This window comes from Cellulophaga sp. F20128 (assembly GCF_023015805.1).
Lineage (GTDB): Bacteria > Bacteroidota > Bacteroidia > Flavobacteriales > Flavobacteriaceae > Cellulophaga.
Map to the genome: position 1 here is coordinate 20,654 of NZ_JALKBA010000008.1, position 13,889 is coordinate 34,542.

Genomic DNA, 13,889 nt, shown 5'->3' on the forward strand with positions numbered 1-13,889 from the left:
AAAAATTAAATTTTCAAACTTTATAGTACCTTTGGCCAAAACCAATGAATTAGGTAATGGCTAAAACAAAAACAGCTTTTTTCTGTCAGAATTGCGGCACACAACACGCAAAATGGGCAGGACAGTGCGGTACTTGCAAAGAATGGAACACCGTTATTGAAGAAGTAATCCAAAAAGAAGAAAAAAGCGGCTGGAAAACTCCTTCTGCTACTGCTAAAAAAGTAGCACAACCTTTGCGGATTAAAGAAATAAGCACTGAAAAAGAATTACGCCTCAATACGTACGACCTTGAGTTTAACAGGGTTTTGGGCGGCGGCCTAGTCCCTGGTTCCCTAACCTTATTGGGGGGCGAACCAGGTATTGGAAAAAGCACATTGCTTTTACAAATCTCTCTAAAGTTACCCTATAAAACCCTTTACGTTTCTGGTGAAGAAAGCCAGAAGCAGATTAAAATGCGGGCAGACCGTATTTTTCCCAATAGTGAAAATTGCTTTATTCTTACAGAGACAAAGACACAAAATATTTTTAAGCAAATTGAAGCTATTGAACCAGACATTGTGGTTATAGACTCGATACAAACCTTACATTCCGATTATATAGAATCTGCAGCCGGGAGCATCTCACAAATACGGGAATGCACTGCAGAACTAATAAAATTTGCCAAAGAAACCAACACCCCAGTGATCTTAATTGGCCATATCACAAAAGACGGTACCATTGCAGGTCCCAAAATTTTGGAGCATATGGTAGATACCGTTTTACAGTTTGAGGGAGACAGAAATTATGTTTACCGAATACTACGCGCTCTTAAAAACAGGTTTGGCTCTACAGCAGAATTAGGGATTTACGAAATGCAAGGCAGTGGATTAAGAGAAGTGAACAATCCTTCTGAAATATTAATTTCTAAAAATGATGAAGGCTTAAGCGGTACCGCCATATCTGCCACCTTAGAAGGCATGCGCCCCTTGCTTATAGAAATACAGGCATTGGTAAGTACTGCGGTTTACGGCACACCACAACGCTCTACCACAGGATACAATGCCAAGCGTTTAAATATGCTTTTGGCAGTCTTGGAAAAAAGAGCTGGTTTTAAATTGGGTGCCAAGGATGTTTTTTTAAATATTACTGGTGGTATTTCGGTAGATGATCCTGCAATAGACTTAGCTGTTATAGCCGCAATCCTATCGAGCAATGCTGATATTGCTATTGAAAAAAGAATATGCTTTGCTGCCGAAGTAGGTTTAGCCGGAGAAATACGATCTGTACAGCGAGTAGATCAACGAATCTCTGAAGCCGAAAAACTTGGGTTTACTACTATTTTTGTTTCCAAAAACAACAAGATAACCTTAAAAAATACAGCGATCAAAATACAATTGGTATCAAAAATTGAAGATGTAGTTGCTCATTTGTTCCAATAGAAAAATACTATCTCAATATGCATAAAAAAACCGATTAGTTTGTTTTAAAACAAATCCCCTGCTCTGAGTTTTTCTACTGACCACAGCTTTTTGACTTTTTACATCAAAAAAGTAATGGTTCACCACAACAAATAAGCAAGCCACCATAAAAAAAGACCAAGCAGTTTACCGCCTGGTCTTTTTTTACCTCCAAATTAGCCTAATTTATGGTGCTGGATTCGGTATTTCTTTGTGAATTTCTTCTATTCCTTGAAGTACTTCATCACTTAATACTATAGCTGTACTGCCTATATTCTCTTTCAGTTGCTCCATATTGGTTGCGCCAATGATTGTGCTTTTTACAAAAGGCCTAGAGTGAACATACGCCAATGCCATTTGCGGTAATGATAAACCATGTGCTCTGGCTAAATCGTAATACTTCTGGGTTGCTAGTTCTGCTGGAGCGCTACTGTATCTATTATAATTAGGAAACATAGTAATCCTTGCATTTGCCGGTTTTAAACCTCCAAGATACTTTCCGCTTAACACTCCAAAACCTAGTGGAGAATACGGCAAAAGGGCAATATCTTCTCGCATAGAAATTTCTGCTAAACCAACCTCAAAAGTTCTGTTTAACAAACTGTAGGGGTTTTGTATGGTAGCCATTCTTGGTAATGTTCTATGTACTTTGCTTTCTTCTAAAAAGCGCATTGTTCCCCAAGGTGTCTCATTAGACAAGCCTATATGTTTAATTTTACCTGCAGTAACCAGATCCCTTAGCGTCTCTAAAACTTGATGAATATTATCTTCCCAATAATCGTCTATTTTATGTTCATACCCTCTTTTACCAAAGAAATTTGTTTGGCGTTCTGGCCAATGCAATTGGTATAAATCTATATAGTCTGTTTGCAAACGTTTTAAACTGTCTTCAACAGCAGTGATTAAACCCTCTTTCTGAAAGCCAGTTGTTCTAATATGCTTTGTAAAATCAGACTTCCCTGCTATCTTAGAGGCTAAGATAATCTTATCACGATTCCCTGTTTTTTTAAACCAAGTACCAATTATTTTTTCTGTTTCCGCATACAACTCTGCCTTTGGAGGAATGGGATACATTTCTGCCGTATCAAAAAAAGTAACACCCTGTTCTATGGCATAATCCATTTGTTGGTGACCTTCTGCTTCATTGTTTTGCCTGCCCCATGTCATTGTTCCTAAACAAATTTCACTGACCTCTAAATCTGTATGTGGTAGCTTATTGTATTTCATTTTAGTGTGCTAAAAGTTATAGTTTTAATCGTATCAAAAGTACCAAAATTGGCATTCTAATCAAATAGAACATCATTCATAATTAAAAAAAAGCGTTTATCATGGATGACAAACGCTTTTTTTTAATTTAGGCAGGAATTTTAGAGAGTTCTAAAGTACTCTACAAGAGACCTAGCCTGCTCTTCTGTTAAACCTTGGTTCGTCATTAAGGCATTGTTATATTCTTTAAACAAAGCTTTTGCAATAACATCTTCCTTTAGCATGCCCTCAGGATTTAAAATCATATTCATTACCCACTCAGGACTTCTTCGTTCCATCACACCTTTAATAGCTGGGCCAATTAAACGAGTTTCAACAGTATGACAAGCGATACAAGTTGTACCAAAAATAGCTTCACCCTTTGCCGCTAATTCTGTATTTACTTCGGCATCTAATTTCACCGAAGTAATAGGACCAACCCCTTTGTTTTCCATATCAACTGGCACACCTTCTTCTACCTTTGCAGCATTATCCGCTTTTTTGGTTCTGTTCATTTCAAAACCATCTTCTTTTTTCTCTTCTTTTTTACCACCGCAGCTTACTACAAAAGCACTTACTGCTAGAATTACAAGTATTTTTTTCATCTGACTATTATATTTAATGGTACTAAGATAAGCATTCGTATAATTTAAACCTTCTCTTCTAAAAATTTATATCCTCTTTTGTGAAAATTGTAAAAAATCACAAGAATAATTTGCATTTCCGCAGCTATTTTTTATTTCACCCCTGCTTTTAAAACTCCTTGATACCTTAAAAATTTAGTCTGCATAACATCCAAACCATTCGTTTAACAGTCCAAGACTTACGCTTGCTATTTTAAACAAAAACCTTATAAAAAATATTTTAATTTACTTTAGATAATTCCTAAACAATTACCCTTTATCCTGTGGAACATATTGCTCTTTACAAATGGATATTCAAAACCTTTATTTAGGATAAACCTCTAGTAATAGTTGTTGTTCTTCAATTGCGGTTAAAAATTCTGATTTTAAGGTGTTTACCAAATCGGTCACCGAAGTATTATCTTCAATCGTTGTCACCCCTTGTCCGGCAGACCAAATCGTTTTCCAAGCTTTGGCTTCAGTGTCTAGTTCCTTTCCAAAATCTATTTTCGTGTCTTTTTTAAGATCTTCCGCTGTGATTCCTGCTGCCTTTAAGCTGGCTCCCAAAAAATTAGCATGCACCCCAGATATGGAGGCCGTATACACAACATCACTGGCACCAGCATCAATTATCATTTTTTTATATTCTTCTGAGGCATTACTTTCCACTGTATTTATAAACCGAGTGCCCATATAAGCAACATCGGCACCCATTTGCATGGCCGAAGCCACATCCCTTCCTGTACTAATGCAACCTGAAAGAATAATAGTCTTCTTAAAAAATTTCTTGATTTCTGCCACCAGTGGCATAGGGTTAATTGTTCCCGCATGACCTCCAGCACCAGCGGCAACAAGTATTAAACCGTCCACTCCAGCTTCTGCTGCTTTTTCTGCATGACGCTTTTTAATAATATCATGAAAAACCAACCCTCCATAGCTATGAACTGCATCAATAACCTCTGAGACTGCCCCCAAGGAGGTTATAATTAATGGAACTTTATGCTTTATACACAACATTAGATCTGCTTGTAATCTTGGGTTTGTAGCGTGTACAATTAGATTTACTCCAAATGGCGCTGCTTTTTTACCCGTCTCCTTTTCAAAGGCTTGCAATTCGGCTTTTATTTGCACCAACCACTTTTCAAAACCATCGCTTGTTCGTTGGTTGAGCGCTGGAAAAGTACCAACGATTCCATTTTTACAACATTCTACTACCAATTTTGGCCCAGAAATTAAAAACATTGGAGCCGCAATTACAGGTAATGAAAGGTCTTTTATAAAAGGTGCTTGCGTATGCATTACTATGATTTATTTTTGAATTACTTTAAATATAGGGTTTTCCTATAAATTTTTACAACGAATTGCATCTCTTCTTCAAAACTATGCTATTTTTGTTATTTATTATGCGTGCATAACAAATAATTCTTAAAGCTATGTATTTAAAAGAGTTTGAAATAAGATGGAGTGATATTGATGCCAATTGGCATTTGGCAAATTCTGCCTATGTTAATTTTATGAGTCATACCCGTATGGGGTTTCTAATGGAATTGGGGTTTAATCAAAAAACAATGGCTAATCACAATATTGGGCCTGTAGTTTTTTACGAACATATTTACTACTTTAAAGAAGCCTTTTTTGGCAAACCTGTAAAAGTTTCATTAGAACTATTAGGACTGAGCGAAGATGGAAAATTCTTTGAATTTCATCATAATTTTTACGACGAAAAAGGGAATAACTTTGCCCATTGTGAAATTTTAGGAGCTTGGATCGATTTAAAATCACGATCGTTAACAGGGCTTCCGGATGTATTTTTAGCTGCTTTTTCTGCCATTGACAAGGCAGAAGGATTTAAAGTTCTTACCAAGGAAGACACCCGTAAATTTGCAAAGTCTCCAAAAAATTTAAGCTTATAATTTTGTTGGAGCCTGTTTTACTTTTTGTTCGGTTTGTTTGGTGGCCAAATACAGTCCAACAACCACCATCATTGTACCTATAATTTTAACGGTGGTCAATTGATCATTACCTGTAAAAACAGCAAATAAAATTCCCATTAACGGCTGTGCATAAGTAAACGCACTTACCGTAGATGCTTTTAATTTAGACAAGCCGTAAGCATTAAATAAATAGGTTAAAAATGTTGTTCCTACTACAACAAACACAATAGCTTCTATACCCTCTTTAGGAATGGTTGCCCATTGTATTTCTCTAAATTCTGAAATGGTAATTGGAAAACTAATAATACATCCAATGGTAAATAACCATTTTAAAAGCGTAATAATAGCATACTTTTCAATCAGTTTTTTAACTAAGATTAAATAACCCCCAAATGTCAATGCATTTAAAACAAACAATGCATTTCCTAAGGGTATGTTGGGAGCATCATGCCTTAATTCTGCCCCGTATAAAATAAGAAATAAGGCCCCCATTAGGCCAAGACCCACACCCAACCCTTTTTGAAGTGTTATCCTTTCTTTTATAAATAGGGCCGAAAGTACAACAACAATTATAGGCACTAAAGTTATTAAAACGGAGCTATTAATAGGCGTAGAAAGTTCTAATCCCTTAAAAAAAGAAAGCATGTTAACACTCATTCCCAACAAAGAACAGACAAGTATTCTGCCCCAATCTTTTCGTTCTATTTTTTCGTTAGGCACAAAAAAAGAGCAAATCCAGAACAGTACAGATGCCCCCAAAAGACGTGTCATAATAAACCCAAAAGGTTTTATATGCATAGGCATTACTCCCTTGGCAATGGTATGATTAATCGCATATATGGTAGTAGCCGCTAGACAAGCAACGATAGCTAGTGTTCTTTTGCTCAAGCGTGTATTTTTTCTTTTGCACCAGCAATTACTTTTTTACTATTTCCAATAAAAATAGTAGTGTCTACAATAATTACAGGGCGTTTTAAAAAGGTATAGTGTTCTAAAAGTAATGCTTTAAAATCGGCTTCAGTTACCTCCTTAGCTCCAAGATTTCTTTCTTTGTACAAACGCGCTCTTTTACTAAATAGAGCTTCGTAGCTTCCCGCTAAATTATACATTTCTTCTATCTGACTTTTAGTCATTAATTCTGTTTTAATATCTTGCAACAAAAAGTCGTCTAAGGGTGCCAACTCTTTCAATATTCTTTTGCAGGTATCGCAAGTACTTAAGTAATAAATTTTTTTCATTTTTTAAAAATATGGACTAAATCTAGTAACGATGTAAAAAAATCTACACAAAGAAACCCAATTTGAATGAATTGTACTATTTTTATCCCAAAACATAATTTTGGAATACACCGCTCATATCACCCTACAAAACAGAAAAATTTTATATAAATTTTTGACAGAAACACCTCGCGAACTATTGTTAGAAATACCAAAAAATTTCAACAATAATATATGGTGGAACATTGCGCATGTAGTAGTCACCCAACAATTATTAGTCTATAAATTTAGTGGTTTACCCATGCTTGTAAATGACACAATGGTTGAAAAATTCATGAAAGGTTCTACTCCAGATGGTACTGCTACAGATGAAGAAATACAACTAATTAAAACACTTTTGTTTGCTACACTAGAGCAAACTGAAGCCGACTACAAGGCTGGTAAATTTACAACCTACAATACCTATACTACAAGCGTAAATATTACTTTAAGCACAGTAGAAGAAGCAATGGAATTTAACGGTTTCCACGAAGGCATTCATTTAGGTGCCATTCTAGCCTTAAAACGCAATATTGGGAATTAAGTGTTAGGTGTTAGTTGTTAGTTGAAAATTCAAAACACAGAACCACAGCTACAAAGGAGACAAAAATGAATCAAGAGTCCAGACTTTAGATGATCAACATTAGACTCTAAACCTACTGCCCGACTTTTATTTTTAATAAGCTATTGGCTTCTGTATACGGTATACTAAATTCTATTTGTCCGTCTGCATAGGATGCCACTTCATAGGCGTTGTACAACAACTTTATACCGTTTTTGGTATACCCTATATTTAAGGGAAGCCTATATTCTTCCTCCTCAAACATAAAACCTGTATCATTGATAGGAACATCTTCTGGAATCTCTTCTTGTGTTCTAAATCTAAGTTCAGCAAGCCTCTCAAAAGCTTTCATATCAGAAAATAATTCTTCCTTTTTAAGTTGTCTTCCCTTTACTTTATCAAAATTTAAGAATGTAGTAGACAAATAGCCATGCGCCCCACCTGTAAAAACATAAGACTCCAACGCAATTGTCACTAATTCAGCATTCTCAAATAATACGGCGCCTTTAACTTTTACTTCCCAACGTGCAGCATGCCCAGGAAATTTTTCCTTTACTGCAAAAAACTCTTTTTTAAACGAATTTGCGGCTTCGTTGATGGTGTGTATTGGACTGTTTTCTTCAAAAATCAGAAGCGCTAGTATTTCTTCTTTTATGGATGTATTTATGGCGACGGCCAGCTTGGTATCTTTTAGAGCATTGGGAACATTTACCACAACCAAAGGAGCGTCAATTTCATTTTCATTGGATAAATTTAAGGTTCCAAAAGAAATCTCATTCTTGTTTTGACAACCAACCAACAGCATTAAAAAAAGCGATAAGAAAAATTTATTATTCATAAAAATAAGATTGTAAAGTGGTATTGAAATATGCAAAGATAACTATACATTTGTGTTATCTTACAGATAAGAATGAGTAAAAATAACTTAAAATTCAACAGTAAAACGATTCATGGCGGCCAACAGCCAGACAAGGCTTATGGTGCTGTTATGCCTCCAATTTATCAGACCTCAACCTACGCGCAAGCTACGCCGGGTACTCATAAGGGATATGCATATTCTAGAAGCGCCAACCCTACAAGAACTGCCCTTGAAAACTCTATAGCCAGTATAGAAAATGGCAATTACGGTATGGCATTTGGAAGCGGCCTAGCGGCCATAGATGCCGTTATTAAACTTTGCAACCCTGGAGACGAAGTTGTTTCTACAAACGATTTATACGGAGGAAGTTATCGCTTATTCAAGAAAATATTTGAAAAATATGGAATTATTTTTCATTTTATCGGGATGGAGAATGCTGCAAATATTGAAAAATACATAACCGACAAAACCAAACTTCTTTGGGTAGAAACACCAACCAACCCAATGATGAACATTATAGATATTGTTGCGGTTAGCAGCTTGGCTAAAAAACACAATGTATTACTCGCAGTTGACAATACTTTTGCTACACCTTATTTACAAAGACCGTTAGATTTAGGTGCTGATATTGTTATGCATTCGGCCACAAAATACTTAGGAGGCCATAGTGATGTTGTTGTTGGTGCATTGATAGTAAACGACAAAGCCTTGGCAGAAGAACTTTATTTTATACAAAATGCAAGTGGTGCAATTTGCGGACCTATGGATAGTTTTTTGGTTTTACGAGGTATCAAAACACTGCATGTTAGAATGCAACGCCATTGTGAAAACGGCAAGGCGATAGCTACCTATTTACGAAATCATCCTAAGGTAGAAAAAGTATTTTGGCCAGGATTTAAGGATCATCCAAACCATAATATAGCCAAAAGTCAAATGAAAGATTTTGGCGGAATGATCTCCTTTATTCCTAAGGGAGGTACCTATGCAGCTGCTATTAAAATAGTGGAAAAACTACAAGTTTTTACCTTGGCAGAATCCTTAGGCGGTGTAGAAAGTCTGGCAGGCCACCCGGCCAGCATGACCCATGGAAGTATCCCGAAAGCAGAACGTGAAAAAATTGGAGTGGTCGATGCCTTAATTCGGTTAAGCGTTGGAATTGAAGATGAAGAAGATTTAATAGAAGACCTAAAACAGGCGATTGGATAGCAATTTTTATCAAATTTTTAAAAAAACAAGGGGTAAATTATATAAAAAGTATAATTTTGTCCATTTAATATTTAATTCAATAAATTAACAGTTGTAAAGTTTCTATATGGAAGCACAGATAAATGCATTTATGGATGAAGTAAGGATTCGTAATGGTCACGAGCCAGAATTCATTCAGGCGGTACAAGAAGTTGCCGAAACAATAATCCCCTATATTGCAGATCGCAATATTTACACTGCCAAAAAAATCTTACTACGCATGGTTGAACCTGAAAGATTAATATCTTTTAGAGTATCATGGACAGATGATAAAGGAGAAATTCATGTTAATAGAGGGTATAGAGTTCAGATGAATTCTGCCATAGGCCCTTATAAAGGCGGTCTTCGTTTTCATCCAAGTGTAAACGCGAGTATTCTAAAATTTTTAGCCTTTGAACAGGTTTTTAAAAATAGCCTAACAACCCTTCCTATGGGTGGTGGAAAAGGAGGATCTGATTTTGATCCCAAAGGAAAGTCTGATGATGAGGTAATGCGTTTTTGCCATGCTTTTATGATAGAACTTTGTCGCCATATTGGTCCTAATACAGATGTACCTGCCGGCGATATTGGTGTTGGAAGTAGAGAAGTTGGTTTTCTTTTTGGAATGTACAAGAAAATTAAAAATGAATTTACAGGTGTTTTAACCGGTAAGGGACGTACTTGGGGTGGTTCTCTCATTCGTCCTGAAGCCACAGGCTACGGAACGGTGTATTTTGCACAAAGCATGTTAAAAACACAAAATCAAGATTTTACAGGCAAAACGGTAGTGATCTCTGGTTCTGGAAATGTTGCACAATACGCAGCTGAAAAAGCATTGCAATTGGGTGGAAAAGTTTTAACACTATCAGATTCTCAAGGTTATATTTTTGACAAAGATGGTATTGACCAAGACAAACTTGCTTTTGTTATGGATTTAAAGAATAATAGAAGAGGTCGAATATCTGAGTACGCCGATAAATATACCTCAGCAACCTTCTATGAAGGGAAAACACCATGGGAAGTTGCTTGTGATATCGCCTTACCCTGTGCCACTCAAAACGAATTGGGTGGAGATGACGCCAAAAATTTAATTGACAACGGATGTATCTGCATTGCCGAAGGTGCAAATATGCCGTCAACGCCAGAAGCAATTCACCATTTCCATACCAACAAAATATTATTTGCACCAGGAAAAGCATCTAATGCTGGTGGTGTGGCTACCTCTGGTCTTGAAATGTCTCAAAACTCCTTGCGTATTAGCTGGACAAGGGAAAAGGTAGACGATAAACTAAAAGTTATTATGGAAGATATTCATAGTTCATGTATTAAATATGGCAAGGATGAAGATGGGTATTGTAACTATGTTAAAGGAGCAAATATTGCCGGTTTTGTCAAGGTTGCAGATGCTATGTTAGCACAGGGAGTGATCTAGCCTACAGCCTTGAGTCGAAGTTAGCTAGTGGACAAAATTACAATCGAGAAGTTGGGTATTACATTCCACCTTCTCGATTTTTTTGTTGTAGGCCAAAACTTAAAATTGAATACTTCTAAATCTCTATCTTTGTTATCAACTAATACCTAACAATGCAAGTTACTACCAAAGCAATTGTACTTTCTGCGCTAAAATATGGAGACAATAGCTTAATTGTTAAAGCTTACACCCTTTCCGACGGGTTAAAACCATACCTACTAAAAGGAGTTTTATCGTCCAAAAGAGGCAAATTAAAAACCGCATATTTTCAACCCTTAACACAACTTGAGCTTGTTGCAGTACACAAAAACAAAGGAACTTTAGAGAGTATCCGAGAGGCTAAAATAAATTACCATTACCAAACTTTGCACAACACTATTGCGAAAAATACAATGGCCCAATTTTTAGCTGAAATGCTTAGCAATAGCCTGCTCGAGGAAGAGCCCAACGAAAGCTTATTCCTTTTTGTTGAAGCGGCATTACAATGGCTAGACAATCACACCGACATTGCTAACTTTCACCTCTTTTTTTTACTGCGATTAACCAAATACCTAGGCTTTTATCCAGATACAGAAAACAAAGCTTATTTGTACTTTGATTTACTAGAAGGAGGTTTTACTAATGTAGCCACTTTAAACCCAATGCTGAAAGGTGAAAATTTAAATTATTTTAAAACCTTCTTAGGCATAAATTTTGATGCCATACATTCTGTAAAAATGAACAAAACACAAAGGCAAGAATTATTAAAATCCTGTATTCTGTATTTTGAATTACATTTACAAGGTTTTAGAAAACCGAAATCACTTGATGTTTTAAATGAAATTTTCCGCTAGTATGCACAAAGTAATAGTACTTCTTTTTTTAATTTGTTTGGAACACACCATTGCTCAAAAAGTTGTCATTTTAGACCAGGAAACACATGAACCTATTCCTAGTGTTGCTATTTTTAATCACGACAAGAGTAGAACAACACTTTCTGGCCTTGATGGAAGTGTTGATTTTACTTTATTTGATAAAAATGAACGCATCACACTAAAACATATTGGATATCAAACCAAGAGAACTACAAAAAATACAATTTTAAAGCACGGGAACACAATTTATATGACCCTTACAGCAGAAGAACTAGAAGGTGTTGTCATGTCAGTTTCTAAATGGGAACAACAAAAAAAAGATATTCCTCAAAAAATAGCTAGTATCAACGCTAAAAATATTGCATTTTCTAATCCACAAACGGCAGCAGATTTATTACAAAACAGTGGAAAAATATTTGTTCAAAAAAGTCAATTGGGTGGAGGAAGCCCTATGATTAGAGGGTTTTCTACAAATAGATTATTAATTACAGTAGACGGCGTACGTATGAACAATGCCATATTTAGAGGTGGAAATCTACAAAATGTCATATCTATAGACCCTTTCTCTATTGACAAAACAGAGGTTATTTTTGGCCCAGGTTCTGTTATTTACGGTAGCGATGCCATTGGTGGTGTAATGAATTTTTATGCTGAAAAACCAGAGTTCTCTAAATCGACTTCCCCGCTCCTTTCTGGAAATGCTGTTTATAGGTTGTCTACCGCTAACGGTGAAAACACCATGCATGTAGACCTGAATTATGGAAAACAAAAATGGGGCTTCTTAAGTAGTTTTACCTATACTGATTTTGGAGATTTGAAAATGGGGCAGAATGGTCCTGACTCCTATTTAAGAACCAATTATGTGCAAACCATAAACAATGTAGATCAGCTTGTACCTAACAAGAACCCTCAAAACCAGGTTACCACGGGCTACAACCAAGTGAATGCAATGCAAAAAATTGAGTACAAACCCAACATTAACTGGAATTATGATTTGGGACTCTATTTTTCCGAAACTTCCGACTACAACCGATATGATCGATTAATACGACCAACAAGTGACGGCACGGGCCTACGCTCAGCAGAATGGTATTACGGCCCACAACAATGGTTTATGGGCAAGTTACAAATGCAGCACCACGGTAAAGGAAAATTTTATGATCGCCTAAAGCTGATAACAGCATTTCAACACTTTGGAGAGAGCAGAAATGACCGAAATTTTGGAGCTACAACTTTAAGCACAACCGAAGAAAAAGTAAACGCAATTTCCACTACTCTTGATTTTGAAAACAAACGAATAGGTGACTTGCGACTTTACTATGGTCTTGAGTACTTGTTTAATAAGGTATATTCTGATGGATATGAAACAAACATTGATACAGAAGCTATTGCTAATGCCCCTTCCAGGTATCCAGATGGGTCTACATGGCAAACAGCTGCAGGCTATATAAATGCAGAATACAAAGCAAAGCCAAATTTAACACTATTGTCCGGGTTACGCTATAGCAACGTATGGATCAATGCTATTTTTGACAAAACGTTTTACCCCTTCCCTTTTGATGATGCAAATCTTAACACTGGGGCCTTAACCGGAAGCATTGGACTAAGTTGGTTTCCTAAAGAAAGTGTTCAAATTACATTTAACGGCGCTACAGGTTTTAGAGCCCCAAACATAGATGATGTGGGTAAAATTTTTGATTCTGAACCCGGTTCTGTGGTAGTTCCTAACCCAGATTTAGAAGCTGAATACGCTTATAATGTTGATTTGGGTATTCAGAAAAATTTTAACGACAAATTAGTGATTAACGCTGCCGCCTTTTACACCTATTTGGTAGACGCTCTTGTTCGAAGAGATTTTACTTTCAATGGCGTTTCTGAAATAGAATATCACGGCGAACTCAGCAATGTACAAGCCATACAAAACGCCGCAAAAGCATATGTACATGGGTTTGAATTTGGTGCAGATGCCTTTTTTACGGAACACATATCTTTCTCATCGAATTTAACTATAACCAAAGGAATTGAAGAAGAAGACGATGGCACCCAATCTCCGGGAAGACATGTGGCCCCTGTTTTTGGCGATGTTCATTTGATTTGGAAAAATGAAAAACTAAAGACAGATCTCTTCTTTAATTTTAACGGCGCAGTGCCTTACAACAACCTGTCCTCTTCTGAGAGAAGTAAAAGCTATATTTACGCTACCAATAGCGATGGCAATCCCTATTCGCCTAAGTGGCACACTTTAAATGCCCGTACGAGCTACTCTATTTCAAATAAATTAAAGACTACAATTAGTTTAGAAAATATTACCAACCAAAGATACAGGACCTATTCTTCCGGTATTGTAGCCCCTGGAATTAATTTTATCGCGAGTCTAAAGTATTCTTTTTAAACAAAAAAAGCTTGGTTTACACCAAGCCCTTTT

Annotated in this window: 13 protein-coding genes; 7 read left to right on the forward strand and 6 right to left on the reverse strand. The window is 36.3% G+C overall.

What is annotated here, in order from left to right:
• The first annotated feature begins 56 nt into the window (after positions 1-56).
• Positions 57-1,418 carry a DNA repair protein RadA gene (radA, locus tag MWU65_RS09490; RefSeq protein ID WP_247077318.1) on the forward strand — a complete coding sequence of 454 codons (1,362 nt, stop codon included), beginning with the start codon at positions 57-59 and terminating at the stop codon, positions 1,416-1,418.
• 204 nt (positions 1,419-1,622) lie between these two features.
• On the opposite strand, the gene MWU65_RS09495 is transcribed toward radA, so the two are convergent.
• From MWU65_RS09495 to MWU65_RS09505, 3 genes are all read right to left on the reverse strand, one after another.
• Complete coding sequence (locus MWU65_RS09495) at positions 1,623-2,663, reverse strand: NADP(H)-dependent aldo-keto reductase (RefSeq protein WP_247077320.1); 1,041 nt, start codon at positions 2,661-2,663, stop codon at positions 1,623-1,625.
• 140 nt (positions 2,664-2,803) lie between these two features.
• On the reverse strand, positions 2,804-3,286 hold the full coding sequence (locus tag MWU65_RS09500) for a cytochrome c (RefSeq protein ID WP_247077322.1): 483 nt from the start codon (positions 3,284-3,286) through the stop codon (positions 2,804-2,806).
• Positions 3,287-3,628: 342 nt separating this feature from the next.
• Positions 3,629-4,603: a nitronate monooxygenase gene (locus MWU65_RS09505; RefSeq protein ID WP_247077325.1), complete on the reverse strand. Its 975-nt coding sequence runs from the start codon at positions 4,601-4,603 to the stop codon at positions 3,629-3,631.
• Between the two features lie 134 nt (positions 4,604-4,737).
• Here MWU65_RS09505 and MWU65_RS09510 point away from each other — a divergent pair, with 134 nt between their 5' ends.
• The gene (locus tag MWU65_RS09510; RefSeq protein ID WP_247077327.1) at positions 4,738-5,217 is read left to right on the forward strand and encodes an acyl-CoA thioesterase; all 480 of its coding nucleotides are present in this window, start codon (positions 4,738-4,740) and stop codon (positions 5,215-5,217) included.
• Here MWU65_RS09510 and MWU65_RS09515 read toward each other — a convergent pair.
• Together MWU65_RS09515 and MWU65_RS09520 are read right to left on the reverse strand one after the other, a co-directional pair.
• On the reverse strand, positions 5,212-6,126 hold the full coding sequence (locus MWU65_RS09515) for a DMT family transporter (RefSeq protein ID WP_247077329.1): 915 nt from the start codon (positions 6,124-6,126) through the stop codon (positions 5,212-5,214). The genes MWU65_RS09510 and MWU65_RS09515 overlap by 6 nt on opposite strands.
• A complete protein-coding gene (locus MWU65_RS09520) occupies positions 6,123-6,476 on the reverse strand; it encodes an ArsC/Spx/MgsR family protein (RefSeq protein WP_247077331.1) in 354 nt (117 codons plus the stop codon). The genes MWU65_RS09515 and MWU65_RS09520 overlap by 4 nt, the downstream gene beginning before the upstream one ends.
• Positions 6,477-6,576: 100 nt before the next feature.
• On the opposite strand from MWU65_RS09520, the gene MWU65_RS09525 reads away from it, so the two are divergent.
• Positions 6,577-7,038: a DinB family protein gene (locus MWU65_RS09525; protein WP_281501026.1), complete on the forward strand. Its 462-nt coding sequence runs from the start codon at positions 6,577-6,579 to the stop codon at positions 7,036-7,038.
• Positions 7,039-7,150: 112 nt separating this feature from the next.
• On the opposite strand, the gene MWU65_RS09530 is transcribed toward MWU65_RS09525, so the two are convergent.
• Complete coding sequence (locus MWU65_RS09530) at positions 7,151-7,894, reverse strand: DUF3298 and DUF4163 domain-containing protein (protein ID WP_247077335.1); 744 nt, start codon at positions 7,892-7,894, stop codon at positions 7,151-7,153.
• A 72-nt stretch (positions 7,895-7,966) separates the two neighbouring features.
• On the opposite strand from MWU65_RS09530, the gene MWU65_RS09535 reads away from it, so the two are divergent.
• The 4 genes from MWU65_RS09535 to MWU65_RS09550 all read left to right on the forward strand — a co-directional run bounded on the left by MWU65_RS09535 (position 7,967) and on the right by MWU65_RS09550 (position 13,856).
• Positions 7,967-9,121, forward strand: coding sequence for a cystathionine gamma-synthase (locus MWU65_RS09535; RefSeq protein WP_247077338.1), 1,155 nt, complete (start codon positions 7,967-7,969; stop codon positions 9,119-9,121).
• A 106-nt stretch (positions 9,122-9,227) separates the two neighbouring features.
• On the forward strand, positions 9,228-10,571 hold the full coding sequence (gdhA, locus tag MWU65_RS09540; protein ID WP_247077340.1) for an NADP-specific glutamate dehydrogenase: 1,344 nt from the start codon (positions 9,228-9,230) through the stop codon (positions 10,569-10,571).
• Between the two features lie 152 nt (positions 10,572-10,723).
• Positions 10,724-11,443, forward strand: coding sequence for a DNA repair protein RecO (gene recO / locus MWU65_RS09545; RefSeq protein WP_247077342.1), 720 nt, complete (start codon positions 10,724-10,726; stop codon positions 11,441-11,443).
• 1 nt (position 11,444) lies between these two features.
• A complete protein-coding gene (locus MWU65_RS09550) occupies positions 11,445-13,856 on the forward strand; it encodes a TonB-dependent receptor (protein WP_247077344.1) in 2,412 nt (803 codons plus the stop codon).
• Positions 13,857-13,889 lie beyond the last annotated feature (33 nt).

Excerpts from the sequence above, each read along its gene's own strand:
- MWU65_RS09535 (WP_247077338.1), top strand. The coding sequence starts at position 7,967 with ATGAGTAAAAATAACTTAAAATTCAACAGTAAAACGATTCATGGCGGC.
- recO (WP_247077342.1), top strand. The coding sequence starts at position 10,724 with ATGCAAGTTACTACCAAAGCAATTGTACTTTCTGCGCTAAAATATGGA.
- MWU65_RS09550 (WP_247077344.1), top strand. The coding sequence starts at position 11,445 with ATGCACAAAGTAATAGTACTTCTTTTTTTAATTTGTTTGGAACACACC.
- MWU65_RS09530 (WP_247077335.1), bottom strand. The coding sequence starts at position 7,894 with ATGAATAATAAATTTTTCTTATCGCTTTTTTTAATGCTGTTGGTTGGT.
- radA (WP_247077318.1), top strand. The coding sequence starts at position 57 with ATGGCTAAAACAAAAACAGCTTTTTTCTGTCAGAATTGCGGCACACAA.
- MWU65_RS09520 (WP_247077331.1), bottom strand. The coding sequence starts at position 6,476 with ATGAAAAAAATTTATTACTTAAGTACTTGCGATACCTGCAAAAGAATA.
- MWU65_RS09500 (WP_247077322.1), bottom strand. The coding sequence starts at position 3,286 with ATGAAAAAAATACTTGTAATTCTAGCAGTAAGTGCTTTTGTAGTAAGC.
- MWU65_RS09510 (WP_247077327.1), top strand. The coding sequence starts at position 4,738 with ATGTATTTAAAAGAGTTTGAAATAAGATGGAGTGATATTGATGCCAAT.
- MWU65_RS09505 (WP_247077325.1), bottom strand. The coding sequence starts at position 4,603 with ATGCATACGCAAGCACCTTTTATAAAAGACCTTTCATTACCTGTAATT.
- gdhA (WP_247077340.1), top strand. The coding sequence starts at position 9,228 with ATGGAAGCACAGATAAATGCATTTATGGATGAAGTAAGGATTCGTAAT.
- MWU65_RS09495 (WP_247077320.1), bottom strand. The coding sequence starts at position 2,663 with ATGAAATACAATAAGCTACCACATACAGATTTAGAGGTCAGTGAAATT.